Raw genomic sequence first — 26,866 nt, 5'->3', positions numbered from 1 at the left:
CCGGGATGTCCGTGCCCGCACCCAGCCGCGTGTACAGCGCCGCCAACGCCGCCTGGAGCACCATGAACAGACTCGCCCCACTACCGCGCGCCAACTCCACCAGCGCCGCGTGCAGTTCGGCGTCGACACGCAGTTCCAGCACGTCGCCGCCGTACGACATGGCGGCCGGGCGGGGCCGGTCGGCGGGCAGGCGCAGTTGCTCGGGCAGCCCGGCCAGCGCCTCCTTCCAGTAGGCGACCTGGCGGGCGAACACGGAGCCGTCGTCGTGCTCGTCGCCCAGGATGTCGTGCTGCCACAGGGTGTAGTCGCTGTAGGTCACCGGCAGCGGCGGCCACACGGGCGCCGCGCCGCCGAGCCGGGTGGTGTAGGCGGCTGCCAGGTCGCGGGCGAGCGGTCCCATGGACCAGCCGTCGCCGACGATGTGGTGCATGACCAGCAGCAGCACGTGCTCGTCCGGCGCGAGGGCGAACAGCTCCGCGCGCAGCGGCACTTCGCAGGTCAGGTCGAAGCCGCGCACCGCGGCCGCGCGCAGCAGGGCGGGCACCTGCGCCGCGCCGGCCGTGCGCACGGCCAGCCGGACCGGGACCTCGGCGGCCTCCAGCACCCGCTGGCGCGGGATTCCGGCGGTGTGCGGGAAGACGGTGCGCAGCGTCTCGTGCCGGGCCACCACGTCCGCGAGGGCGGCGCTCAGCGCGGCCCGGTCGAGGTCGCCGGACAGCCGCAGCGCCAGCGGCATGTGGTAGGTGGCGCTCGGCGCGCCGAACTGCTGGAGGAACCACAGCCGGCGCTGCGCGAAGGACAGCGGCATCGGCTCACGGCGCGGCCGCGGCACCAGGGCCTGCCGCGCGACCTCGGCGTGCCGCAGCCCGGCCGCCACCCCGGCGGGGGTCGGGGCGCGGAACAGGGCGCGCAGCTCCAGTTCGACGCCGAGGGTCGCCCGGACCCGGGAGACCAGCCGGGTGGCGAGCAGGGAGTGCCCGCCCAGCGCGAAGAAGTCGTCGTCGGCGAAGACCCGCGGCAGGCCCAGCACCTCCGCGAACAGCTCGCACAGGATCTGCTCCTGCGGGGTGCGCGGGGCGCGGGAGGAGCCCGCGGTCGCTACCTCGGGCGCGGGCAGCGCCGCCCGGTCCAGCTTCCCGTTCGGCGTCAGCGGCAAAGCATCCAGCAGCACGAACGCGGACGGCACCATGTACTGCGGCAGCCGCTCGCGCAGGTGCGCCGTCAGCGTCCCGGCGCTCGCCGCGGCGGGGTCGGAGGGCACGACGTACGCGACGATCCGGTCCTCGCGGGCCAGCACCGCGACCTGGGCGACGCCGGGGTGCGCGGTCAGTTCGGCCTCGATCTCGCCCGGCTCGATCCGGAAGCCGCGCACCTTGACCTGGTGGTCGGCCCGGCCGGCGAACTCCAGCTCGCCGTCGGCCCGCCAGCGCACCAGGTCGCCGGTGCGGTACATCCGCGTGCCGGCCGGGCCGTACGGATCGGCGACGAACCGCCCGGCGCTCAGCCCCGGCCGGTCCAGGTAGCCGCGGGCCAGGCCGGTTCCGGCCAGGTACAGCTCGCCGAGCACGCCGGGGGCCACCGGCCGCAGCGCCGTGTCGAGCACGTAGGTCCGGCAGTTGGCGATCGGGCGGCCGATCGGCACCGGCTGCGGGCGGTCGGCGGGGTCGGCCGGCAGCGGGTAGGCGGTGATGACATGGGTCTCGGCCGGACCGTAGTGGTTGTGCAGCACCCGGCCGGCCCGGGCGGCGTGGAAGCGGCGCACGGCGGGTCCCCGCCGCATCGCCTCGCCGGCCTGCGCGACCAACCGCAGGTGGGGCAGGGCGAGCCCGGACTCCTCGGCGGCCTCGGCCAGTGCCTCGACCACGAGGTTGGGCGCGAACAGCTCCTCGACGCGGTGCCGGTCCAGCCAGTGGGCGAGCAGTTCGGCGCTGCGGCGCTGCTCCTCGGTCGGCACCACCAGCGTCTTGCCGTAGAGCAGGGCGGAGAGCACTTCCTGCACCGAGACGTCGAAGCTGATCGCGGTGAACTGCGCGGTGCGGGTGCCGGGTTCGCCGCCGACGGCCCGGTGGTGCCAGGCCAGCAGGTTCAGCAGGCCGGCGGCGGGCATCACCACGGCCTTGGGCCGGCCGGTGGAGCCGGAGGTGTAGATGACGTAGGCCGGGTGCCGGGGGTCCACGGGGACGCCGGGGTCGTGCTCGGGAAGCTCCCCGGCCGGGTCGAGGTCCGCGAGGTCGTCGAGCACCACGGCCGGGCGGGCGTCCGCCAGCATGAACGCGATGCGGGCGGCCGGGTAGTCCGGGTCGACCGGCAGGTAGGCGGCGCCCGTCTTGAGGACCGCGAGGATCGCGACCACCAGCTCGGCCGAGCGCGGCAGCCGCAGGGCGACGATCCGTTCCGGGCCCGCGCCGCGCTCGAGGAGCGCGTGGGCCAGGCGGTTGGCCCGGCGGTTCAGCTCGCGGTAGGTCAGCGCGGTGTCCTCGCACAGCACCGCGGGGGCCCCGGGGGTGGCCCGCACCCGCGCCTCGAACAGCGCGGGCAGCGTGGTGGCGGGCAGCGGGCGGGCGGTGGCGTTGCGGGCGACGAGCAGTTCGTGCCGCTCCTCGGCGGTCAGCACGTCGATCCGGCTCAGCGGGCGGGCCGGGTCGGCGACGACGGCCGCCAGCAGCCGCAGCCACCGGGCGACCAGTGCCTCCACGGTGGCGGCGTCGAACAGGTCGGTGCGGTACTCGACGCGTCCGACGATGCCCTCGGCCGGGCCGCCGGTGCCGTCGCGCTCCAGCAGGTGGAAGCCGAGGTCGAACATGGTCGTCGGGGTCCGCACCAGCAGGACGTCGGCGGTCAGGCCGCTCAGCGCGAACTCGGTGCGGGGCACGTTCTGGAGCGCGAGCAGCACCTGAAACAGCGGCTGGTGGGCGGCCGACCGGGACGGGTTGAGGGCCTCGACGACGTGCTCGAACGGCAGGTCCTGGTGCGCGTACGCGCCGAGCGCGGCCTCGCGGACCCGGACCAGCAGCTCGGCGAAGGCCGGGTCACCGCTGGTGTCGGTGCGCAGCACCAGGGTGTTGACGAAGAAGCCGACGAGGTCGTCCAGCGCCTGGTCGGTGCGGCCCGCGATCAGGCTGCCGACCGGGATGTCGTTCCCCGCGCCCAGCTTGTCCAGCAGGGCGGCCAGGGCGGCCTGGAGCACCATGTACACGCTGGCGCCGTGTTCCCGGCCGAGCCGGACGAGCCCGGCGTGCAGGTCGGCGTCCAGTTCGACGGCCAGGTGGCCGCCGGCGTCGGAGGGGGCCGCGGGGCGGGGGCGGTCGGCGGGCAGCCGGATCTGCTCCGGCAGGTCGGCCAACTGCCGCTGCCAGTACGCGAGCTGCTCGGCGAACCGGCTGTCGGGGTCGCCGGGGTCGCCGAGCAGGTCGCGCTGCCACAGCGTGTAGTCGGCGTACTGCACCGGCAGCGGGGACCACTGCGGGGCCTCGCCGCGGCGGCGCGCCGCGTACGCGGTGGCCAGGTCCGCGGCCAGCGGGCCCAGCGACCAGCCGTCCCCGGCGATGTGGTGCATGACCAGCAGCAGCACGTGCTCGTCCGCGGCGAGCTCGAACACCTCGGCGCGCAGCGGCACTTCGGCCGCGAGGTCGAACGAGCGCGCAGCGGCCGCCGTCAGCAGGCCCGGCAGGTCCTGCTCGCCGGCCGGGGTGAGCGGCAGCGCCGGGCACGCCGCGGCGGCGGCCAGCACCTGCTGGCGGGGCACGCCGTCGGCGGCCGGGAAGACCGTCCGCAGCGTTTCGTGCCGCTCGGTGAGGTCGCCGAGCGCCGCTTCCAGCGCCGCCAGGTCCAGCGGGCCCGAAAGCCGCCACGCCAGCGGCATGTTGTAGACCGCGTCGGCGCCCTCCACCTGGCGCAGGAACCACAGCCGGCGCTGCGCGGAGGACAGCGGGACCACCGCGGGCCGCTCCGCCCGCCCCAGGGCGAGCCGGGCCCGGTCGGCGCCGTCCAGGCCGGCGGCCAGCCCGGCCACCGTGGGGGTGCGGAACAGGGCGCGCAGTTCCAGTTCGACGCCGAGGGTCGCCCGGACCCGGGCGACCAGCCGGGTGGCGAGCAGGGAGTGCCCGCCCAGGTCGAAGAAGTCGTCGTCGGCGAAGACCCGCGGCAGGCCCAGCACCTCGGCGAACAGGCCCGCCAGGACCTGTTCCCGGGGCGTGTGCGGTGCCCGGCCGGCCCCGGTCGCGGCGGCCTCGGGCACGGGCAGGGCGCGCCGGTCGAGCTTGCCGCTGGTGTTCAGCGGCAGGGCGTCCAGCAGGACGAACACGGACGGCACCATGTAGTCCGGCAGTTGGCCGCGCAGGTGGGCCCGCAGATCCTCCGCCCGGGGCGGCTGCCCGGCTGCGAGCGGCTGCCCGGATGCGGACTGTTCCCCGGCTGCGGACTGCTCCCGGGCTGCGGGCTGCACGTAGGCGACCAGGCGGGCGTCCTGGCCGCGGTCGGAGCGTACGACCACGGCGGCCCGTGCGACCTGCGGGTGTGCGGCGAGGGCGGCCTCGATCTCACCGGGCTCGATCCGGAAGCCGCGCACCTTGACCTGGTCGTCGCCGCGGCCGAGGAACTCCAGGTTCCCGTCCGCGCCCCACCGCACCAGGTCGCCCGTGCGGTACATCCGGCTGCCGGCCGGACCGTAGGGGTCGGCCACGAACCGCCCGGCGGTCAGGCCGGGCCGGTCGAGGTAGCCGCGCGCCAGACCCGCGCCGGCGACGTACAACTCACCGGCCACGCCGGGCGGGACCGGCCGCAGGCCGCCGTCGAGCACATGCAGCCGGGTGCCGCCGAGCGGCCGGCCGATCACCGGCCGCGGGCTCGACGCGAGCGGCGCGCAGACGCAGTCCACGGTGCACTCGGAGGGCCCGTAGTAGTTCAGCGAGAGCACCCCGTCGGCCGCGCGCAGCCGCTCCCACAGCGGCTCGGGAACGGCCTCGCCGCCGAGCCCCACCATCGACGGGCGCCACCGCGGGTGGTCCAGCAGGCCGTGCTCGACCAGGACGTGCAGGTAGGAGGGGGTGCCGCCGACCGTGTCCAGGCCGACCCGCGCGGCGTAGGCGAGGTAGGCGTCCGGATCGGTCCAGGTCGCCTCGTCCAGGACGTGCAGTTCGTGGCCCGCGAAGAGGGCGAGCAGCTGGTCGCAGGAGGCGTCGAAGGACACCGAGGTGGTCAGGCCGACGCGCATCCGCCGCTTCGCCCGGAAGATCAGCGGAAGCTGGTTGGCGAGCAGGTTGAGCAGTCCGCCGTGGGTGGCGACCACGCCCTTGGGCCGCCCCGTCGAACCCGACGTGTAGATCACATACGCCGGATGCGCCGGATCAACGGCCACCGGCTCCAGCACCTCCGACTCCGCCACCAGAGCGGCCGTCGCCGGATCATCCAGCACCAGAGACCCGACCCCGCCGAGCTCCGGCAACCCCGCCGCCGTAGCCGTATCCGTCACCACCAGCACCGGCCGCGCATCCCCCACCATCAGCTCGACCCGCGACCGCGGATACCCCGGGTCCACCGGCACATACGCCCCACCCGCCCGCAGCACCGCAAGCAACGCCACCACCAAATCCACCGACCGCGGCAACACCACCGCCACCAACCGCTCCGGCCCCACACCCCGCCCCGCCAACACTCCGGCCAACCGGCCCACCCGCGCATCCAACTCCGCATACGTCAGCGCCACACCACCACACACCACCGCCACCGCACCCGGAGCCCGCCGCACCTGCGCCGTGAACAGACCCGCCAGATCCCCGGCCGGAGCCTCCACCACGGGCCCGGTGCCCCAACCCGCCACCACCCCGCGCTCCCCCGCCGACAGCAGCTCCACCCGGCTGATCCGCTGCTGCGGGTCGGCGACCGCGGCGCGCAGCAGCCGCTGCCAGCGGTCGGCCAGCTCCTCGACGGCGGCCGGGTCGTAGAGGTCGGCGGCGTACTCGACGGAGCCGTCGATGCCCTGCGGGGTGCCGTCGGCCGCGAGGCGCTCGGACAGGGTGAGGACGAGGTCGAGCTTGGCGGTGGTCGAGGTGGGCGGCACCTCGGCCACCCGCAGTCCGGCGGGGGCGAAGTCGGCCCGGGGCGCGTTCTGGAGCACCAGCATGACCTGGAAGAGCGGGTGGTGCGCCAGGGAGCGGGCGGGGTTGAGGATCTCGACCAGGTACTCGAACGGCAGGTCCTGGTGGGCGTATCCGCCGAGCGCGGTGTCCCGGACCCGGGCCAGCAGTTCCGCGAACGTCGGGTCGCCCGAGGTGTCGGTGCGGAACACCAGGGTGTTGACGAAGTAGCCGACCAGGTCGTCCTGCGCCTGGTCGGTCCGGCCGGCGACGGGGCTGCCGATCGGGATGTCGTCCCCCGCGCCCAGCTTGCTCAGCAGGGCCGCCAGCGCCGCCTGGAGCACCATGAACAGGCTGGTGCCGTGCGCGCGGGCGAGCTCGCGCAGTCCGCGGTGCAGTTCGGCGTCCAGCCCGGCGGCGACGCTGCCGCCGCGGTGCGAGGCGACGGGCGGGCGGGGCCGGGTGGTGGGCAGGTGGAGCAGTTCCGGCAGCCCGGCCAGCTCCCGCGTCCAGTACGCGGCCTGCCCGGCGAGCAGGCTGTCCGGGTCGGCGGCGTCGCCGAGCAGGTCGTGCTGCCACAGGGTGTAGTCGGCGTACTGCACCGGCAGGGGTGCCCACGCGGGGGCCTCGCCGCGGCGGCGCGCCGCGTAGGCGGCGGTCAGGTCCCGGGTGAGCGGGCCCAGCGACCAGCCGTCGCCGGCGATGTGGTGGAGCACCAGCTGGAGCACGTGCTCGTCGGTTGCGAGGGCGAACAGCCCGGCGCGCAGCGGCACTTCGGCCGCCAGGTCGAACGGGCGGTCCTTCGCCCGGGCCAGGGCGGCCGGCAGTTCGGCCTCGGTGGTCGCGTGCACGGGCAGCGGCGGGCGGACGGCCTCGGCGGGCAGCACCCGCTGGTGCGGTACGCCGTCCACCGCCGGGAAGACGGTGCGCAGGCTCTCGTGCCGCTCGACGACGTCGGCGAGGGCGGCTTCCAGGGCCCGCCGGTCCAGGTCCCCGGACAGCCGCCAGGCGAGCGCGATGTGGTAGTTCGCGCCGCCGTCCTGGAGCTGGTGCAGGAACCACAGCCGCCGCTGCGCGAACGACAGCGGGACCGCCGCGGGCCGCTCGCGGCGGGCCAGCGCGGTCTGCGCCGGGCCGGCCGCCGTCAGGGCGGCGGCCAGGCCCTCCGGGGTCGGCGCCTCGAACAGGGTGCGCAGCGGCATCTCCACGCCGAGCGTGGCGCGGACCCGGGCGGCCAGGCGGGTGGCGAGCAGCGAGTGCCCGCCCAGGTCGAAGAAGCCGTCCTCGACGCCGGCCGACGCCACCCCCAGGACCTCCGCGAACAGCTCGCAGAGGATCTGCTCCCGCGGGGTGCGCGGGGCGCGGGAGGCGGTCGCGGGGGCGGGGCCGGGGGCGGGCAGGGCGCGGTGGTCGAGCTTGCCGTTGCCGGTCAGCGGCAGGGCGTCCAGTACGACGAACGCCGACGGCACCATGTACGCCGGCAGCTGTTCGCGCAGGTGGGCGCGCAGGTCGGCGGGGTCGGGCGCGGTGCGGTCGGCCGGGACCAGGTAGGCGGTCAGCCGGGTGTCGTCGGCGCGGTCCCGGCGGGCCAGGACGGCGACCTGGGCGACGCCGGGGTGCGCGGCGAGCGCCGCCTCGACCTCGCCGAGCTCGATCCGGAAGCCGCGCACCTTCACCTGCTGGTCGGCGCGGCCGACGTAGCGCAGGGTGCCGTCCGCGGCGCGGCGCACCACGTCGCCGGTGCGGTACATCCGCGTCCCGGGCGCCCCGAACGGGTCGGCCACGAACCGCCCGGCGGTCAGGCCGGGCCGGTCGAGGTAGCCGCGCGCCAGGCCCGCGCCGGCGACGTACAGCTCGCCGGGCACGTTCGGGGCCACCGGCCGCAGTCCGCTGTCGAGCACATAGGTCCGCAGGTCGGGCAGGGCCGTGCCGATCTGGCCGGCGGCGGTGCCGGAGTGGTCGAGGGCCGCGTGGGTGACGTGCACGGTGGTCTCGGTGATGCCGTACATGTTGACCAGGCGCGGCGCGTCCTGCGGGTGCCGGCCGTACCAGTCGGCCAGCCGGGCGTGCTCCAGGGCCTCGCCGCCGAACACCACGGTGCGCAGGGCGAGTCGGCGGCCGGTTCCGGGGGCCTGGGCGTCGGCGGCCATCAGCTGGTAGAAGGCGGAGGGCGTCTGGTTGAGCACCGTGACCTGTTCGCGGGCGAGCAGGTCGAGGAAGCGGCCGGGCGTGCGGCTGGTCTCGTGGTCCACGACCACCAGGCGGCCGCCGTGCAGCAGCGGGCCCCACAGCTCCCACACCGAGAAGTCGAAGGCGTAGGAGTGGAAGAGGGTCCACACGTCGTCGGCGCGGAAGCCGAACAGCTCCCGGGTGGCGGTGAACAGCCGCACCACGTTGCGGTGCGGGACCACCACGCCCTTGGGGTCGCCGGTGGAGCCGGAGGTGTGGATGACGTAGGCGGCGTGGCCGGGGTCGATACGGACGCCGGGGTCGTCCTCGGGCAGCGTGTCGAGGTCCGCGGTGTCCATCAGCAGGCGCTCCAGGCCGCCGGCCTCGGGCAGCTCGGGGACCTGGCCGGTCGTCACCAGCAGCGCGGGCCGGGTGTCCTTGAGCAGGTAGGCGATCCGGGCGGCCGGGTATCCGGGGTCCACCGGTACGTAGGCGGCGCCGGCCTTGAGGACGGCGAGCACCGCCACGACCAGGTCCGCCGAGCGCGGCAGGGCCAGCGCCACCAGCTGCTCGGGGCCCGCGCCCCGGCCGATGAGGGCGTGGGCGAGCCGGTTGGCGCGGGCGTTCAGCTCGCCGTAGGTCAGGGTGGTGGCGCCGTCGGTGAGGGCGGGCGCGGCGGGGTCGGCCCGCACCTGCCGCTCGAACAGCGCGGGCAGCGCGGTGCGCGGCAGGTCGCCGTCCTGGTCGGTGGCGGCGGGCAGCAGGGCCCGCAGTTCGTCGGCGGACACCACGTCGATCCGGGCGATCCGCCGGGAGGGGTCGGCGGCGACGGCGCGCAGCAGCCGCAGCCAGCGGTCGGCGATGTCGCGGACGGTGGCCGCGTCGAACAGGTCGGTGCTGTACTCCACGACGCCCGACAGCCCGTCCTCGCCGGGCTGTTCGGCCAGGACGAAGGTGAGGTCGCACTTGGCCGTGCCGGTGGGCACCAGGTCGCAGCTCACGCTCAGCCGCGGCAGTTCGAAGCCGGCCGACGGCGCGTTCTGCAAGGTCAGCAGGGTCTGGAAGAGCGGGTGGTGCGCGAGGGTGCGGGTGGGGTTCAGGGCCTCCACGAGGTGTTCGAACGGCAGGTCCTGGTGCGCGTAGGCGGCCAGGGCGCCGGTGCGCACCCGCTCCAGCAGGTCGGTGAAGGCCGGGTCGCCGGACAGGTCCGTGCGCAGCACCAGGGTGTTGACGAAGAAGCCGACCAGGTCGTCCAGGGCCTCGTCGGTGCGTCCGGCGACGGGGGTGCCGATCGGGACGTCGGTGCCGGCCCCGAGTTTGCCGAGCAGGGCGGCCAGGCCGGCCTGGAGCACCATGAAGAGGCTGGCGCCGCCGTCGCGGGCGAGGGCGCGCAGGTCGCGGTGGAGGTCGGCGTCGATCCGCAGCGGCAGTTGGGCGCCCTGGTAGGTCGTCGCCGCGGGGCGGGGCCGGTCGAAGGGCAGCTCGACCTGCTCGGGCAGGTCCGCCAACCGGTCGCGCCAGTAGGCAAGTTGGCTGCCGATCAGGCTGCCGGGATCGGTTCCGTCGCCCAGCAGGTCCTGCTGCCACAGGGCGTAGTCGGCGTACTGGACGGGCAGCGGCGCCCAGCTCGGCCGCTCCCCCGCGCTGCGGGCGGCGTAGGCGGTGGCCAGGTCGCGGGCGAGCGGCCCCGTGGACCAGCCGTCGGCGGCGATGTGGTGCACCACCAGCAGCAGGACGTGCTCCTGCGGGCCGAGCCGGAAGAGTCCGGCCCGCAGCGGCGGCTCCTCGGCGAGGTCGAAGCCGCGGCGGGCGGCCCGCGCGAGCCGGTCCGGCAGGTCGCGCGCGTCGACGTCGGTCAACGGCAGCGGGGGCCGGGCCGCGCCGGGGTCCAGCACGTGCTGGCAGGGGGTGCCGTCGGCCACGGGGAAGACGGTGCGCAGGCTCTCGTGCCGCTCGACGACGTCCGCGAGGGCGGCTTCCAGGGCCCGGCGGTCCAGTTCCCCGGACAGCCGCAGCGCCAGCGGGATGTTGTAGGTGGCGCTCGAGCCCTCCATGCGGTGCAGGAACCACAGCCGGCGCTGCGCGAAGGACAGCGGGACCGCCGCGGGCCGCTCGCGCCGGGCCGGCGCCGGGCGCGCCCGACCGGCGGCGCCGACCGCGGCCGCCAGTCCCGCCGGGGTCGGCGCGTCGAACAGGTCGCGCAGTCCCAGCTCCACGCCCAGCACGGACCGGGCCCGGGCGACCAGCCGGGTGGCGAGCAGGGAGTGCCCGCCGAGGTCGAAGAAGCTGTCGTCCGGCCCGGCCTCGGCGACGCCGAGCACCTCGGCGAACAGCCCGCACAGCAGGTGCTCGGCCGGGTTGCGCGGTGCGCGGCCCGGTGCGGCGGGCCGCGGCCCGGGGGCCGGGAGGGCGCGGCGGTCGAGCTTGCCGTTGGGGGTCAGCGGCAGGGCGTCCAGCACCTCGAAGACCGACGGCACCATGTACGCCGGCAGCCGCTCGCGCAGGTGGGCCCGCAGGTCCTGGGCGCGGACGCTCCGCCCCGCGGCGGGCACGACGTAGGCGACCAGGCGGGCTTCCTCCTCGGCACGCGCCATGACCACGGCCCGCGCGACCTGCGGGAGTCCGGTGAGCGCGGCCTCGATCTCGCCGGGCTCGATCCGGAAGCCGCGCACCTTGACCTGGTCGTCGCCGCGGCCGAGGAACTCCAGGTTCCCGTCCGCGTCCCACCGCACCAGATCGCCGGTGCGGTACATCCGGCTGCCGGCCGGACCGTAGGGGTCGGCCACGAACCGCCCCGCCGTCAGCCCGGGCCGCCCCAGGTAGCCGCGCGCCAACCCCGGTCCCGCGATGTACAGCTCCCCTGCGGTGCCCGCCGGCACCGGCCGCAGGCCGCCGTCGAGCACATGCAGCCGGGCGTTGGCGACGGGGCGGCCGATGACCGGCCGCGGGCTCGAACCCACCGGTGCGGTCACCGCGTTGACGGTGCACTCGGAGGGCCCGTAGAGGTTGAGGCAGGCGGTCCCGTCAGCAGCTCGCAGCCGCTCCCACAGCTGTTCCGGTACGGCCTCGCCGCCCGCCGCCACCAGCCGGGGGCGGTGCCGCGGGTCGTCCAGCAGCCCGTGCTCGACGAGGACCCGGAGGTAGGACGGGGTGGCCTCCACATAGTCGAGTCCACGGCTCGCGGCGTACTCGGCCAGGGCCTCGGGGTCGGTGAAGGTGGCGTGGTCCAGGACGTGCAGTTCGTGGCCGGTGAAGAGGGCGAGCAACTGGTTCCAGGAGGCGTCGAAGGACACCGAGGTGGTCAGGCCGACGCGCATCCGCGGCCGGTCCGCCGACGGCGGCGCGAACTGCGCCATGCCCGGGTCGGCGAGCAGGTCGAGCAGTCCGCCGTGGGTGGCCACCACGCCCTTGGGCCGCCCCGTCGAACCCGACGTGTAGATCACATACGCCGGATGCGCCGGATCGACCGCCACCGGCTCCACCACCTCCGACCCCGCCACCAGGGCAGCCGTCGCCGGATCATCCAGCACCAGAGACCCGACCCCGCCGAGCTCCGGCAACCCCGCCGCCGTAGCCGTATCCGTCACCACCAGCACCGGCCGCGCATCCCCCACCATCAACGCGACCCGCGACCGCGGATACCCCGGGTCCACCGGCACATACGCCCCACCCGCCCGCACCACCGCAAGCAACGCCACCACCAAATCCACCGACCGCGGCAACACCACCGCCACCAACCGCTCCGGCCCCACACCCCGCCCCGCCAACACCCCCGCCAACCGACCCACCCGCGCATCCAACTCCGCATACGTCAGCGCCACACCACCACACACCACCGCCACCGCACCCGGAGCCCGCCGCACCCGCTCGGCGAACAGACCCGCCAGGCCCCCCACCGGAGCCTCCACCACGGGCCCGGTGCCCCAACCCGCCACCACCCCGCGCTCCCCCGCCGACAGCAGCTCCACCCGGCCGACCGGCTCGTCCGGGGCGCAGTCCGCGACGGCCTCCAGCAGGGCGAGCAGCCGCTGCTGGTGGTCGGCGAGGTCGTCGTTCCCGTACGCCTGCGGCGCGCCGTGCAGCCGGAGCTGCGGGGGGTTGCCGTCGCGGTAGTCGAAGACCCACACGGCCAGGTCGGTGGTCGAGCCGGACACGAAGTGGTGCACGGAGGCGGGGTGCCCGGCGAAGCTCGGCCGGGCGTTGAACGCCATGATGTTGACGATCAGCGGGAACGCCGTGCCGATGCCGCCGGGCGCGCCGAGGTCGCGCAGCAGGTCCTCGCTGCGGTAGCGCTCGTGTGCGACGGCCGACTCGACCTCGCGTGCCGCCTGGGCGACGAGTTCGCCCCAGGGCATGTCCGGGCGGACCGTCAGCCGCAGGGGCACCACGTTGGACATCGTGCCGGGTACGGACATCAGCTCGCGGCCGGTGCCCCGGCGGGCGGTGACGGGCAGGGCGAGCACCACGTCCTGGGCGCCGCTGAGCCGGTGGGCGTAGAGCGCGGTCGCGGCGACCACCAGCCGGGACCAGCGGACGCCGGCCCGTTCCGCGGCCGCCCGCAGCGCCTCGGGGCGGCGCAGTTCCCGCTCGCCGGTCACCCGCAGGGCCAGGTGCGGGTCGGTGGCACCGCGGTCGGTGAGGCGGGTGGGGGCGGGCAGGTCGGCGAAGCGGCCGGTCCAGTAGGCGCGGTCGGCGGTGAAGTCCGCGGACGAGCGGTAGGCGGTGTCGCTGTCGACGAGGTCGCGCAGCGGGCCGAACGGGCAGGGCGGCACGGCGCCGCCCTCGGCGAGCGCCGAGTACACCTCGCCGACCCGCGCCCGGACCATGGAGCTGCTGATCGCGTCCAGCACCAGGTGGTGGTAGTTGAGGTACCAGAGGAACTCCGTGGGCGACAGCCGGATCAGCGCGTGGCCGAAGAGCGGGTCGCGGGCGGGGTCCAGCGGGCGGGCCAGGTCCTGTTCCATCCATGCCGTGGCCGCGGCCCGGGGAACCGGTTCAGCGGCGAGGTCGAGGTGCACCGGTGCCCAGTCCCAGCTGTCGCGGAGGACCTGGCGCGGGCCGTCGCCGTCGTCGGTGAAGGTCACGTGCAAGGCGTCGACCTCGTCGACCACCCGGCGCAGCGCGGTGTCGAACAGCTCCGGGTCGACCGGACCGTGGATCTCCAGGCACTCCCCGACGCGGTAGCCCGGGATCGGGGTGCGGGAGCTCTGCTCGGCGAGCCAGATCTCCCGCTGCGCCGCGGTCAGGGGAAGGGTTTCTCGTTCGCGACGGGACATGGGGGTACCTCCGAAAGAAGTGGGCGGGGCGGGCGCGCGGGACGTGCCGGGCCGCGCCGGTCGCGGTGGCGTCACGCGACGGGCGGCGGGGCGGGGCGTCCGCGGTCAGGCGGCGAGTTCGCCGGCCTGGATCTGCCAGAGGGATGCGTAGTGCCCGTGCCGGGCGAGGAGTTCGTCGTGGGTGCCCTGTTCGGCGACGACGCCGCCCTTGTCCATGACGTAGATCCGGTCGGCGTGGCGGACCGTGGACAGGCGGTGGGCGATGACGATCATCGTGCGGCCGGCCGCGAAGCTGCGCAGCGCGCGCTGGATGGCGGCCTCGGTCTCGTTGTCGACGGCGGAGGTGGCCTCGTCGAGGATGACGACCGGGGAGTCCTTCAGGATGGTGCGGGCCAGCGCGATGCGCTGCCGCTGGCCGCCGGAGAGCGCGGCGCCGCGTTCGCCGATCAGCGTGTCGTAGCCGTCCGGCAGGGCTGCGATGAAGGGGTCCGCCTCGGCCATGGCGGCGGCCTTGCGCACGGCCTCGTCCGGGGCGTCGAAGCTGCCGTAGCGGATGTTGTCGGCGATGGTGCCGTCGAAGAGGAAGGGGTCCTGGGAGACGAAGCCGATGGCGTGGCGCAGGCGGTGGCGTCCGAGGTCGCGGATGTCCTGGCCGTCGAGCAGGACCCGGCCGGAGTGCGCGTCCTGGAAGCGCATCAGCAGTTTGGCGATCGTGGTCTTGCCGGAGCCGGTGGCGCCGACCAGGGCGGTCACCCGGCCGGCCGGGACGGTCAGCGAGAGCTGGTCCAGGGCCGCCGGCCGGCCGGGGTAGGCGAAGGTGACCGCCTCGAGGGCGATCTCGCCGCGCACCTCGGCGGGGCCGGCCGCCGCCTCGCCGCTGTCGGTCTCGACGGGCAGGGCGCGCAGCCGCTGGACCCGGTCGTAGGAGGCGAGGGTGCGCTGGTACTGGTCGGCGATGCCGCCGAGCCGGCTCATCCGCATCAGCAGCATCTGGGGCAGTCCGATGAGCGGGCTGAACACCTCGAAGCGCAGCGTGCCGTTGAGCACCGAGCGGCCGCCGACCAGCAGGGTGCCGGCCATCGACGCGGTGGTGCAGGCGCGGACGGTCTCGGCGTGGCGGATCGTGCCGCGGTCGCTGAGCCGGCTGCTCTCCAGGGCCGCCTCGCTCAACTCGTCGACGTGTGCGGCCTCGTGGTCCTCGGTGCAGAAGCTCTTGACGGTCGCGCCGGCCTCCAGCGAGTTGATCACCTGGCTGCCGAGCCGGGCCCGGCGCTCGCCGGTGACGGCGTATCCGGCGGCGGCCTTCTCCTGGTGGCGCAGCGACAGCCAGGCGACGACCGGGATCGGCAGGAAGGCGATCCAGGCGATCTGCGGGGCCAGCAGGAGGAACGCGGGCACCAGGAGGGCGAGGCTGGTGCCGAGTTGCAGGACGTCGTTCGCGGGGCCGGAGAAGAACGCCCCGAGCTGGCCGACGTCATTGGTGAGGGTGCCGGCGACCCGGCTGGTCCGCTCGCCCTCCAGGTGGCTGAGTTCGAGGTGCTGGACGTGCCGGTAGGTGCGGCTGCGCCAGTCGTGCTCGATGTCCTGGCCGAGGCGGCGCCACTGGAGGTTCGAGGCGTAGGAGAGGGTCGCGACCGCGGCGCAGGCGGCGGCCACCAGCCCGGCCAGGCCCCAGAGTTGGGCGGAGGCCGTGGTCAGGCCGAGGCGGGCCAGCGGGGCCGCCTCGCCCTTGATGAGGACCAGGCCGGTCCAGCCGAGGAAGGTGCCGAGCGCGGTCTCGGCGGCCTGGCAGGCGACCGACAGGGCGGCGGCGCGGTAGAGGCGGCGCCGGTGCGGTCCGACGATCTCCAGCAGCGGGTGGCGCTCGCCGTCCGGCCCGGCCGCCTGCCGGGCGGCGTCGAGCGTCCGGCGCCAGTCGTTGCGCAGCACCACGGCGGTCGCGGCGACCACGCCGCCCGCCGCGACCAGGTGCCGGCTCAGCGCCGATCCCCTGACCAGCGCGATCCCGGCGGCGACGGTGGCGCCGACGGCGAGCACGGGGCCCGCGGCCGGGCCGCGGTGCGCGGGCGGGGCCGCGTCGGCGGCGGGGCCGGCCGGTGCCGGGCCGCCCGCCGGGTCTCCGGCCGGTGTTCCAGCCGCTCCGCCGGCCGGTCCGCCGGCGTCGATCGGCTGCTCCGCGATCAGGGCGACGGCTTCGCGCACGGTCCGCCCGATGTCCGCGGCGCGCATCCGCGGGTCGTGCCGGACGAGCACCCCGCCGGTGACCGGGTTGGCCTGCGCCTCGGTGATCCCGGGCACGCGGCGCAGCGCGGCGGCGAGAATCCGGGCCGTGCGGGGCCGGCCGCGCACCGGCCCGACGTCCCAGCGCTGGCGGCCCGGGGTGACCGAGCGCGGGCGCGCGGCCCGGTCCGCGGATCGGGTTCCGGCTGCGGCGCCCAGTAACGATGGCATTTCTACGATCACCTGTTTGCGGGGGTCGCGGCGGACCGTCGCGCACGCGACGGAATACGGCGACGAAGTGGAAAGTGCTGGACGGCGGGTCTCAGCAGCCGAAGGCTTTGCGAACGGCCGCCGCCCGGGGGCGTTCCGCCGAATGCGATCGGCAGGTGCGCGCCCGGCGGCGGCCGCAGGCCCTGACGGTTCGTCAGTGCGCCTTTCCGGCGGTGGCGCGGGGCTTCGGGGTCTTCGCGGCGCTTTCGGCGTGGCCGACGGCCTCGTCCATGGGGGCGCGCGCGGCGACGGTCCGGGCGTCGCCGGAGCGCGCCCCGGCGTCGGCGCCGGTGATCTGGGCGGCCACCACGTCGGCGGTCACCTCGGCCGCGAGGTCGTTGAGGTTCTCCCCGACCTCGTAGGCCGCCTTCTTCACCTCCATCGCGATGCCGACGGACGTCCGGACGACTCCGCTGACCACGGGCCTGAGCAGGCGCTTGGCGAGCGGTGCGACGATGAGACCTACCAGGAAGGGCGGTACGACGGGCGGCATGATGCTCCATCCTCTCCACGTATACGTATGACAGGGAACCCGGGCACGGCGAACACCGATAAGCGGCGCACGGCCGGGCGGAAGGAAGCATTCCAGCTCGGTATCCGGGATTCACCGAAAACATCGGATTCCCGGGCACCGGAACGCGCTGTCCGATCCCGTGATCACCGTAGTGGAGCTGTGCGCGCTTGGGCCAAACGGCTACCTCCGAGTTCACTCATGCGAGTGTTCATTCCCTTCCCGCGTGACCTGAACCTCGGCGCACCGAAACGCCAAAGAAAGCGATGAACGGTTCATATGATCTCCATATGAACCCGTTGGCGAGGGTGAAATCGATCGCGCCCCGCTCAGGAATGGCACAGCACCGCCCGCCGCCCCTCGTAAAGGTGAATCGCCGCCACCCGCCCGGGCCGCCCCGAACGCCCCCCGGCCTGCTGCCACATGGCCTGCCGGACATTCGAACGCCGTTGCCGCGCCCGCCGGTTGCCCCGCCGCAACCGAGCCCCGATGGCACGATGACGCCATGCCCCGACGCACCCCCGCGGTCGTCCTGGCGGCCGCCCTCACCGCCGCGTCCATATCGCTGGGCGGCTGCGGCCGCGGCCCCGCCTCCTCGACGACCACCCCCCTGGTGGAGCACGGCACCGTCCGGATCGCGGAGTCCAGCGAGACACCGAGCTTCGACCCGTACTCCGCCTTCGGCGCCTCCCAGGCCCGCTACGCCTACGACTCGCTCGTCGACACCGCCCCCGACGGCAGCCTGGTGACCGGGCTGGCCGCCTCCTGGCACGCCACGTCCACGACGGCCGCCTTCACCCTGCGCCCGGGCATCACCTGCTCCGACGGCACCGCGCTGACCGCCTCCGCGGTGGCCCGGGCGCTGACCTACGCCGACGACCCGGCGCACCAACTCGCCGGCGCCCGGACCGTACTGCCGAACGTACCGTTCACCGCGCGCGCCGACGACCGCACCGGCACCGTGTCGGCCACCAGCGCGGCCCCCTACCCGTTCCTCGTCCGGACCATCGGCCTGCTGCCGATCGTCTGCCCCGCCGGACTCGACCGGCCCGGGGCGCTCGCCCGCACCACCGAGGGCACCGGCCCCTACGTACTGACCCGCTACACCCCCGGCGGGCCCTACGAGTTCACCGTCCGCGACGGCTACACCTGGGGGCCGGCCGGGGCGCGCACCGACGCCCCCGGCCTGCCCGCGCGCCTCGTCCTGTCGGTGGTGCCCCAGGCGTCCACCGCGGCGAACCTGCTGCTGACCGGCGGCATCGAGATCGCGGCCGTGAGCGGGCCGGATCGCGCCCGGCTCACCGGCCGCGGCCTGGCCGCCACCGACGTGGCGACCGTGGTCGGGCTGACCTTCTTCAACCAGCGGCCCGGCCGGGCCCTCGCCGACCCCGCCGTGCGCCGCGCCCTGGTCGCCGCCCTCGACCGCCAGGGGCTCGCCAACGTGGCCGTCGGCGGCACCGGCCGGCCCGCGACCGACTTCGGTGCCGAGGGCGCCGTCTGCCACGCCGACCTCGCCGACGCCAACCTCCCCTCGGGGGACGCCGCCGCGGCGCTGCGGGCAGCCGGCTGGACCCGCACCGGCGGCGGCCCGCTGGCCAAGGGCGGCCGCCCGCTGCGGCTGCGCCTGATCACCAGCCCCGACCTCGGCCCCACCCTGCCGTCGGTCGCCGAGCTGATGGCGCGGGAGTGGACGGCCCTGGGCGCGCGGGTCGAGCAGGTCACCGAGAGCCTGCCCGCGCTGGTCAACGCGATGTACGGCACCGCCGACTTCGACGTGGTCGTCGGCAGCACCCCGGGCCTCGCCCTGCCGGTCGGCTACGTCCCCTTCTTCTCCGGCCCCGCCCCCGCGCGGGGCCTCGACTTCGCGGGGGTGGCCGATCCGGCGTACGACGCCCTGGTCGCGCAGGCCCTGAAGGAGGCCGACACGAGCGGCTGCGCGACCTGGCACCGGGCCGCGGCGGCGCTCTTCCGCGCCGCCGACGCGCTGCCGATCGCCGACGGCCGCAGCGGCGTGTACGGCTACCGCACCACCTTCGCCACCTCGTTCGGCGGCCAGCTCGTCCCCACCAGCATCCGCCTCCACCGGTGACCGCCGCCCGTGACCGCCACCCATGACCGGGGACCCGCCATGTCCGTACCCCAGCTGACGCGGCACCCGTGGGCGGTGTTCCTCGGCCGCCGCACGCTGCGGCTGCTGCTGTCCCTGGGGGTCGTGCTCACCGCGTCGTTCGCGATGGTCCGCCTCGTCCCCGGCGATCCGGTCCGCGCCTCGCTCGGTGTCGACGCCGCCCCGGACCTGGTGGCCGCCCGCCGGCACGCCCTCGGGCTCGACGCGCCTTTCTGGTCCCAGTACGGGACTTACGTCCACGGCCTGCTGCACGGCAACCTCGGCACCTCGCTGGTCACCGGCACACCGGTCGCGGAACTGGTGGAGACCCGGCTGCCGGCCACCCTGGAGATCGCCGGCCTCGCCTTCGCGGCCACCCTCGCCGTCGCGCTGCCCGGCGGGCTGCTGGCCGCCGTCCGCACCCGCGACGGGCGCCGGCCGCGGACCGAGCTGGCGTTCACCGCGGTCACCGCCGCCCTGGCCGGCGTGCCGGACTTCGTCCTGGCCGCCGGGCTCACCGCGCTACTGGCCGTCGGGCTGCGGCTGCTGCCGGTGGCCGGGGCGGCGGGCGCGGAGTCCTTCGTGCTGCCCGTCCTCGCACTCTCGCTCGCCCCCACCGCCGTGCTGCTGCGCATCGTCCGGGTGGAGGCGCTGAGGGTCCTCGACGAGGACTACCTGCGCACCGCCCGCAGCAAACGCCTCTCCCCCGCCCGCTGCTACCTGCGGCACGCGGCGCCGAACACGGCCACCGCCGCCCTCACCGTCGCCGGCAGCCTGCTGCCCGCGCTGATCGCCGGCACCGTGCTGGTCGAGAAGGTCTTCGACTGGCCCGGCATCGGCTCCGCGCTGGCCCAGTCGGTGCTGGCGCAGGACTACCCGGTGATCCAGGCGATGGTGCTGGTGCTCGGCTCCACCCTGCTGCTCACCGGCCTGCTGGTCGATGTGCTGCTCGCCGCCGTCGACCCCCGCTCGGCGATCCGGGAGATGTGACCATGCGCCCTCCCGCCGTCCTGCGGCGCTCGCCCCTGGCCTGGAGTGCCGCGGCCATGACCGCCTCGCTCGCGGTGCTCGCCCTGATCGGCCCGCCGGTGTGGGGCGCGGCAGCGGACCGGGTGGACCCCTCGGCCGTACTCCAAGGGCCCTCCGCGCACCACCCGTTCGGCACCGACGGCCTCGGCCGGGACCTGCTCGCCCGCGTCCTGACCGCCGCCCGGCCCTCCCTGCTGCTCGCGCTGGCGGCGGTCCTGCTCGGCGCGGGCGCGGGGGTCCTCCTCGGGGCGGGCAGCGCCGTGCTCGGGCGGCGCGGCCGCCGGCTGACCGCCGGGCTGGTCACCCTGCTGCTCGCCTTCCCGGCTCTGCTCGTCGCGATGTTCCTCGCGGTGGTCCTCGGCGCGGGCAGCACCGGGGCGGTGCTGGCCCTCGCGGCCGCGGGCGCCCCCGGGTTCGCCCGGCTCGCCCAGACCCTCGCCGCCGCCGTCGCGGGCACCGACCACCTGGCCGCGGCCCGGGTGCTCGGGCTGCGCCGCGGGCGGCTGCTGTGCCGGCACGTCCTGCCGCACATCGCCGAGCCGCTGCTGCTGAGCGCCACCACGGCCGCGGGCACCAGCCTGGTGGCGCTGTCCGGACTGAGCTTCCTGGGCCTGGGCGTCCAACCACCCGGCTACGACTGGGGACTCCTGCTCAGCCAGGGCCTCGACCGGATCTACGCCGACCCGCTGCCCGCGCTGGCCCCGGGCCTGGCCGTGCTCTACGCGGCCCTGGCCTTCCAGCTGCTCGGCGAGGTCCTGGCCGGCAGCGCCGCCCGGCGCGGCCCGGCCCCGCGCGTCCCGGCGGCGCCGCCCGCCCCGAGCGGCCCCGCGCAGGACGGGCTGGTCCTCCAGGTCGAGGACCTCAGCGTCGAACTGCCCACCCCGCACGGCCCGATCCGGCCGGTGCGGGGGGTGAGCCTCACGGTGCGGCCGGGCGAGGCCGTCGGGCTCGTCGGCGAGTCGGGCGCGGGCAAGTCGCTCACCGCGCTCGCCGTCGCCGACCTGCTCCCGTACGGCGCCCGGGTGTCGCGCCGCACCCTGCGCCTGCGCGGCGCGGACCTGGCCGCCATGGCCCCCAAGGAGCGGGACCGGCACCTCGCGACGGGCCTGGCGATGGTCTTCCAGAACCCGGCCTCGGCGCTCAACCCGGCCCTGCGGATCGGCACCCAGCTCACCGAGGCCGTCCGGGCGCACCGCGGCGCGAGCCGGGCGCAGGCCGCCGCGCAGGCCGCGGAGGCGCTGCGCCGGGTCGCGCTGCCCCCGGCGCTGATGCGTTCCCGCCCGCACCAGCTCTCCGGCGGCCAGCGGCAGCGCGTGATGATCGCCGCCGCGCTGATGACGCGGCCGGGGCTGATCATCGCCGACGAGCCGACCACCGCGCTGGACGTCACCGTGCAGCGGCAGATCATCGGGCTGCTCACCGGCATCCGGCGGGAGACGTCGACCGCGGTGCTGTTCGTCAGCCACGACATCGCGCTGGTGGGCGGGGCTTGCGACCGGGTGCTGGTGATGTACGCGGGCGCCGTCGTGGAGGAGTTGCCGGCCGGCCGCCTCGCCGACGGCACCCGCCACCCGTACACCCGGGCCCTGGTCGGCTCGGTGCCGGACCTCGCCGCCGACCGCGGCCGGCCGCTGCCGGTGATCGAGGGCGCGCCGCCCGACCCGCTGGCGCCGGCGCCCGGCTGCCCGTTCGAGCCGCGCTGCCCGCGCCGCCGGGCCCGCTGCGCCGAGCAGGAGCCCCCGCTGGCGGACGTCGATGCCGGCCACCGGGTGGCCTGCTGGCATCCGGTGCCGGTGGCGGCGATCCCCGGGCAGGTGACCGCCTCATGACGGCCCTTCAGGTGATCGGCCTCACCGTGCGCCACCCCGGCCCGGGCGTGCGCCCCGCGGCCGTCGACGGTGTCTCGCTGGAGATCCCGTCCGGCACCACCCTCGGCCTGGTGGGCGAGTCCGGCTGCGGCAAGTCCAGCCTGGCCCGCGCGATCGTCGGCCTGCTGCCCGTGCACGGCGGCCGGGTGCTGGTCGACGGCCGGGAGGTACGCACCCGTACCGTGCGCGACCGGCGCCGGCTCGGCCGGCTGGTCCAGATCGTCCTCCAGGACCCGGACACCGCGCTCGACCCGCGGATGACGGTGCGTCAGACGCTGGCCGAGGCCGCCACCGTCCACGGGCGGCTCGACCGGGACGCCCGCGCCGAGCGCGTCGCCGGACTGCTGGGCCTGGTCGGTCTGGACCACCACCTCGCCGGCCGCCTGCCGCGGCAGCTGTCGGGCGGGCAGCGCCAGCGCGTCGCCCTCGCCCGGGCGCTGGCCGCCGGGCCCGGGCTGCTGATCGCCGACGAGATCACCTCGGCGCTCGACGTGTCGGTGCAGGCGGCCGTCCTGAACACCGTCCGCGAACTCCAGCGGCGGCTGGGCCTGTCGGTGCTGTTCATCGGCCACAACCTGCCGGCGGTCTGCCATGTCTCGGACGCCGTGGCGGTGATGCGCGACGGCCGGATCGTGGAGAGCGCCCCCACCGGAACGATCCTGCGCGCACCGCGGCACCCCTACACCCGGGAGCTGCTCGCCGCCGTGCCGTCCCTGCGGACGCCCCCGCCCGGGCAGCCGTCGCCGGCGCCGGGGGCCGTCCCCCGCTCCGGGGCCGGGAGCGGCTGATCCGCCGTCCCCTGCCCGCGGACGTGCCCCATCCCCGGGCCGCAGCCGCGCCCCGCCCGCCCGCACCCGCCACGAACCGCTGTCGAAAGGAACGGACCATGGGAGCCCTTCGAGAGGTGCCGCCCGCACCCGGACGGAGGCCGGTATGACCGTCGCCCCGGACCTGACCCCCTGCCACCAGACCGGCGCCGGCCTGTCCGTGCCCTTCGCCGTCGCGGGGACCGGGATGCACCTGCCGCCGGCGGTCGTCACCAACCACGACCTCGCCCGCACCCTGGACACCAGCGACGCGTGGATCACCAGCCGCACCGGCATCCGCGAACGCCGCCGCCTTGACCCGCGGCTGGCGACCTCCGACATGTGTGTCGCCGCCGCCCGCCCGGCCCTGGAGGCCGCCGGCACCTCGCCCGCCCGGCTGGACGCGGTCGTCGTCGCCACCTACACCTGGGACCAGCCGCTGGTGTCCACCGCGCTGATCGTCAAGGACGCCCTCGGTGCGGAGCGCGCCCTGGCCCTGGACGTCACCCACGCCGCCTGCGCCTCCGGCATCCAGGCCATGCTGATCGCCGCCCACCTGCTCCAGAACCCGTCCATCACCACGGTGCTCCTGATCGCGGCCGACTGCGCCTCCCGGATCACCGACCCCGCCGACCGCACCACCGGCGTCTTCTTCGGCGACGCCGCCGCGGCCGTCGTCCTCACCCGCGCCGGCACCCCCGGCGCGGGCCTGCTCTCCTACAGCCTCGGCTCGCAGCTGTCCTACGCCGTCGAGATCCCCGCGGGCGGCTCCCGCCGGCCCGCCGGGAGCGCCACCGTCGCCGCGGGAGGCCACCACCTGTCCATGGACGGCCGCGCCGTCTGGAACACCGCGACCACCCGCCTGCCCGAGAGCATCACCCGGGCCGTCGAGCGCGCCGGCCTGCCGCTCGGCGCCGTCCGCCACTTCTTCCTGCACCAGGCCAATCTGAACATCATCACCGAGACCATGGCGGCGCTGGAGGTTCCCCCGGAGCGCGCCCCCGTCACCGTGGACCGGCTGGGCAACACCGGATCGGCCGGGCTGTTCACCGCGCTGCACACCACCGCCGCCGCCGGCGCGCTGCGCCCGGGCGACACCTATGTGCTGGCCGGGATCGGCGCGGGCTTCCAGTGGGGAAGCCTCTGCATGCGGCACGCATGACATCGCGTCAGCCCGCCGCCGCGGTCCTGCCCGGACGGGTGAACTCCCCTCCGAACCCGGGCGGGCCGGCCGCCGCCCGCAGCAGCATGGGCGGCATGACGACCACGCGCTCCCGGGCCGAACGGGCCGCCCAGGCCCGGACCGCCGCACCACGACTCGCCGCCGAGGGCATCGACGGGGTGGTGTTCGGCTGGGTCGACAACGCCGGGCTCACCCGGGTCAAGTCCGTCCCGCTCGCCCAGCTCGAACACGCCGCCGAGTACGGTGTCGGCGCCGCGCCCTGCTTCGACTACTGTCTGGTCGACGACTCCTTCACCACCACGCCGTCGAGCAGCGGCGCGACCGGCGACCTGCGGCTCGTCCCCGACCTCGACCGGCTCACCCCGCTCGCCGCCCAGCCCGGCTGGGCGTGGGCCCCGGCCGACCGCTACACCCAGGCCGGCGCCCCGCACCCCGGCTGCCAGCGCGGCTTCGCCCGCCGGGCCGCCGAGGCCGTCGAGGGGCGCAGGATGTCGGTCAAGGCCGGGATCGAGGTCGAGTGGGTGGTGGCCGACGCCGCCGGAACCCCCGCGGCGCCCGGGCCCGGATACGGCATGACCCGCTTCGTCGAGCACTCCGACTACCTGCGGGAGGTGCTGACCGCCCTCACCCGCCAGGGCCTGGACGTGCTCCAGCTCCACCCGGAGTACGCCGCCGGGCAGTTCGAGGTCTCGCTGGCCGCCGAGGGGCCGGTCGAGGCGGCCGACACCGCGATGCTGGTGCGCCACACCATCCGGGCCGTCTCCGCCCGGCACGGCCTGCGGGTGTCCTACGCGCCGGTCTTCTCCGACGGCGTGCTCGGCAACGGCGGGCATGTGCACCTCAGCCTCTGGCGGCGGGACCGCAACCTCGCACACGGCGGGCCCGGCCGCCACGGGCTGCACCCGGAGGGCGAGCACTTCCTCGCCGGCGTGCTGGCCGAACTGCCGGCCCTGCTCGCCCTCGGCGCGCCCAGCGCCGCGTCCTACCTGCGCCTGGTGCCCTCCCGCTTCGCCGGGGCCTACCGCTGCTGGGGCCTGGAGAACCGCGAGGCGGCGCTGCGCCTGATCACCGGCTCCACCGCCGGGCAGGCCAACGCCGAGTTCAAGTGCTTCGACGCCGCCGCCAACCCCTACCTGGTGCTCGGCGGTGTGCTGTCCGCGGGCCTGGCCGGGCTCGACGCCGGGCTGCCGCTGCCGCCCGAGGTCCGCGGCGACCCGGCCGCCCTCGGCACCGCCGACCGCCTCCCGACGTCCCTGTCCGAGGCGTCCGACGCCTACGAGAAGTCCGCGCTGCTGCGCACCGCCCTCGGCGGCGACCTGTACGAGGCGGTGCTCGCCGTACGCCGGGCGGAGGCGGAGCTGTTCGCCACCCGCACGGACGAGGACGTCATCGAGGCCACCCGCTGGCGCTACTGACCGGCGGCCGGTTCCCCGGCCGCGTCCAGCGGCTGCGCCATGTAGACCGCGTCGGCGCCGTAGCCCGCGGGCAGTTCGGCCTCGGGGCGGGCGCGGTAGCCCAGCCGCCGCCACAGGCCCTGCGAGCCGTGCACGGCGACCAGGGAGAGGGTGCGGTGGCCGCCGGCCCGCCCGGCCCGCGCCAGCTGCCGCTGCATCCGGCGGGCCAGGCCCCGGCCGCGTGACCGCTCGGCGATCACCAGGTCGTGCAGGTGCAGGTTGCCGGGTGCGGCCCGGCCCTCCTCGGCGCGGCTCAGGTCCGGGCAGCGCAGGAGCGGGTAGGGCAGCGCCAGCAGGTAGCCGCCGAAGCCGCCCGCGTGCTCCAGTACGAAGCAGGTCGCCGGCGAGGCGCGCTGCCGGGAGCGCAGGATCTCCTCGCCCTCGGACATCCCGCTCGCCGCGTAGGCGCGCTCCTCCAGCGCGACCACCTCGGCCCAGTCCGCCTCCCGGAGCAGCCGGACCCGGGTGCCGGTCACCCGCGCCCACCGCCTGGGCCCGGACCGCCGACGCAGGTGTAGGGCAGCGGCGCGAAACCGTTGAACCCCCGCGTGGTGTACGCCGCGGCGTACGCGCCGCAGGAGTGGACCCACACCGGCTCGCCGGAGGCGACCGCGCGCGGGACCCGCACCAGGCCGCCGTCCTGGGCGTACGCGTCGTCGCTGTCGCAGGTCGGCCCGGCCACCACGGCGTCGGCGAACGGCCCGCCGGGGTGGGTCGGGAACTCCAGCCGGTACCGCAACTGGTCCATCTCGTACAGGCCGTTGAACTTCCCGCAGCTGAGGTAGAGCCAGTCCTGACGGGTGCCGTCGAGCCGGTGGCGGGAGGTGAGCCGGGCGACGTGGGCGCGGATCGCCCCGTGGTCGGCGACCAGGTGGCGGCCGGGCTCCAGCAGGAAGTCCAGCGGTGCCGGGCTCAGGGTGCGCAAGTGCTCCATGCCCCCGCGGATCACCGTGAACATCGCGTCCAGCGGCGGTTCCAGCGGCCGGCCGCGCCGGTCGAGGACACCGAGCGCGGGCAGCCCGCCGCCGAGGTTGATCCGGTCCGGGACGATGCCGCGCCGGGTGAGCGCCGCCAGCACGGCGGCCAGCGTCTCGAACGCCCCGGCCCACGCCTCGGCCGTCATCTGCTGCGAGCCGACGTGCACCGACAGGCCGGAGGGCACCAGCCCGGCGGCCCGGGCGGCGCCGAGCACCCGCACGGCGTCCTCGGGCGAGCAGCCGAACTTGTGGCTCAGACCCCACAGCGCGCCCGCGCCGGTGGTCGCGATCCGGCAGAACACCCGGGCGCCCGGGGCGTGTGCGGCGATCGCGGCGACGTCCTCCAGGCTGTCGGTCGCGAAGTCGCGCACGCCGAGCCGGTGGGCCTCGGCGATGTCGCGGTCCGACTTGATCGTGTTGCCGTAGTGGACCAGCCCGGGCGGCACCCCGGTGCGCAGGGCCTGCGCGATCTCCCGCGGGCCGGCCGCGTCGAAGCCGCAGCCGAGCCGGGCGAGGTGGCCGAGCACCTCGTCCACCGGGCACGCCTTCATCGCGAACCGGACGGCGGCGCCGGGCAGTTCGGCCCGTAAGGACGCGTACTGGCGGCCGATGCCGTCCAGGTCGTAGATGAGGGTGTCCTCCGTGGCCGCGGCGAGCGCGGCGCGCAGTGCGGGGCGGCCCGGGCGGCCGCGGGGATCGTACGGCCGCGGCAGCACCACCCCGCCCGTGGCGCGGTGGCCGCTGCTGCCGCGGCCGGCCGTCCGCCGCGGTTCGTCGATCCGACGCGTGTCGGCGGCCTGAGGTGTCACGGGTGTGCTCCCAACGCGGCTGGACGGTCGATGCCGGACCTCACCGGCATCCACCCGCAGAACGAACAACCCGGCCGCCGGTTATGACATATGCCCCTGATTCACCCCCGGGT

At 76.0% G+C, this 26,866-nt stretch carries 11 protein-coding genes; 6 read left to right on the top strand and 5 right to left on the bottom strand.

The window, feature by feature from the left end; genetic code table 11:
- The 3 genes from AC3EVP_RS35260 to AC3EVP_RS35250 all read right to left on the bottom strand — a co-directional run.
- Window positions 1-13,519, bottom strand: a 13,519-nt coding sequence (locus AC3EVP_RS35260; protein WP_435137425.1) for an amino acid adenylation domain-containing protein, incomplete at its 3' end; no start/stop codon positions are given.
- A 105-nt stretch (window positions 13,520-13,624) separates the two neighbouring features.
- A complete protein-coding gene (locus AC3EVP_RS35255; protein ID WP_435137422.1) occupies window positions 13,625-15,970 on the bottom strand; it encodes an ABC transporter ATP-binding protein in 2,346 nt (781 codons plus the stop codon).
- A gap of 193 nt (window positions 15,971-16,163) precedes the next feature.
- Entirely contained in the window at window positions 16,164-16,502 is a 339-nt protein-coding gene (locus AC3EVP_RS35250) for a DUF5132 domain-containing protein (RefSeq protein WP_335980808.1), read from the bottom strand.
- Between the two features lie 523 nt (window positions 16,503-17,025).
- On the opposite strand from AC3EVP_RS35250, the gene AC3EVP_RS35245 reads away from it, so the two are divergent.
- The 6 genes from AC3EVP_RS35245 (at window position 17,026) to AC3EVP_RS35220 (ending at window position 24,928) form a co-directional block, all read left to right on the top strand.
- A complete protein-coding gene (locus tag AC3EVP_RS35245; protein ID WP_435137418.1) occupies window positions 17,026-18,609 on the top strand; it encodes an ABC transporter substrate-binding protein in 1,584 nt (527 codons plus the stop codon).
- A gap of 39 nt (window positions 18,610-18,648) precedes the next feature.
- Entirely contained in the window at window positions 18,649-19,617 is a 969-nt protein-coding gene (locus AC3EVP_RS35240) for an ABC transporter permease (protein WP_435137415.1), read from the top strand.
- A 2-nt stretch (window positions 19,618-19,619) separates the two neighbouring features.
- The gene (locus tag AC3EVP_RS35235) at window positions 19,620-21,485 is read left to right on the top strand and encodes a dipeptide/oligopeptide/nickel ABC transporter permease/ATP-binding protein (RefSeq protein ID WP_435137412.1); all 1,866 of its coding nucleotides are present in this window, start codon (window positions 19,620-19,622) and stop codon (window positions 21,483-21,485) included.
- The gene (locus AC3EVP_RS35230; protein ID WP_435137409.1) at window positions 21,482-22,312 is read left to right on the top strand and encodes an ABC transporter ATP-binding protein; all 831 of its coding nucleotides are present in this window, start codon (window positions 21,482-21,484) and stop codon (window positions 22,310-22,312) included. Before AC3EVP_RS35235 ends, AC3EVP_RS35230 begins: the two co-directional genes overlap by 4 nt.
- Before the next feature lie 145 nt (window positions 22,313-22,457).
- Window positions 22,458-23,492, top strand: coding sequence for a 3-oxoacyl-ACP synthase III family protein (locus AC3EVP_RS35225; RefSeq protein WP_335980813.1), 1,035 nt, complete (start codon window positions 22,458-22,460; stop codon window positions 23,490-23,492).
- A 95-nt stretch (window positions 23,493-23,587) separates the two neighbouring features.
- Entirely contained in the window at window positions 23,588-24,928 is a 1,341-nt protein-coding gene (locus tag AC3EVP_RS35220) for a type I glutamate--ammonia ligase (RefSeq protein ID WP_435137405.1), read from the top strand.
- On the opposite strand, the gene AC3EVP_RS35215 is transcribed toward AC3EVP_RS35220, so the two are convergent.
- Both AC3EVP_RS35215 and AC3EVP_RS35210 read right to left on the bottom strand, forming a co-directional pair.
- Window positions 24,922-25,443 (bottom strand): GNAT family N-acetyltransferase, encoded by a 522-nt coding sequence (locus AC3EVP_RS35215; RefSeq protein ID WP_435137402.1) that lies wholly within the window; start codon window positions 25,441-25,443, stop codon window positions 24,922-24,924. The genes AC3EVP_RS35220 and AC3EVP_RS35215 overlap by 7 nt on opposite strands.
- The gene (locus AC3EVP_RS35210; RefSeq protein ID WP_435137428.1) at window positions 25,440-26,657 is read right to left on the bottom strand and encodes a type III PLP-dependent enzyme domain-containing protein; all 1,218 of its coding nucleotides are present in this window, start codon (window positions 26,655-26,657) and stop codon (window positions 25,440-25,442) included. Before AC3EVP_RS35210 ends, AC3EVP_RS35215 begins: the two co-directional genes overlap by 4 nt.
- Window positions 26,658-26,866 lie beyond the last annotated feature (209 nt).

The organism is Actinacidiphila sp. bgisy144 (assembly GCF_057708105.1).
Note: the sequence above shows the minus strand (reverse complement) of the source record. Positions and strands in the feature narration are given on the sequence as shown.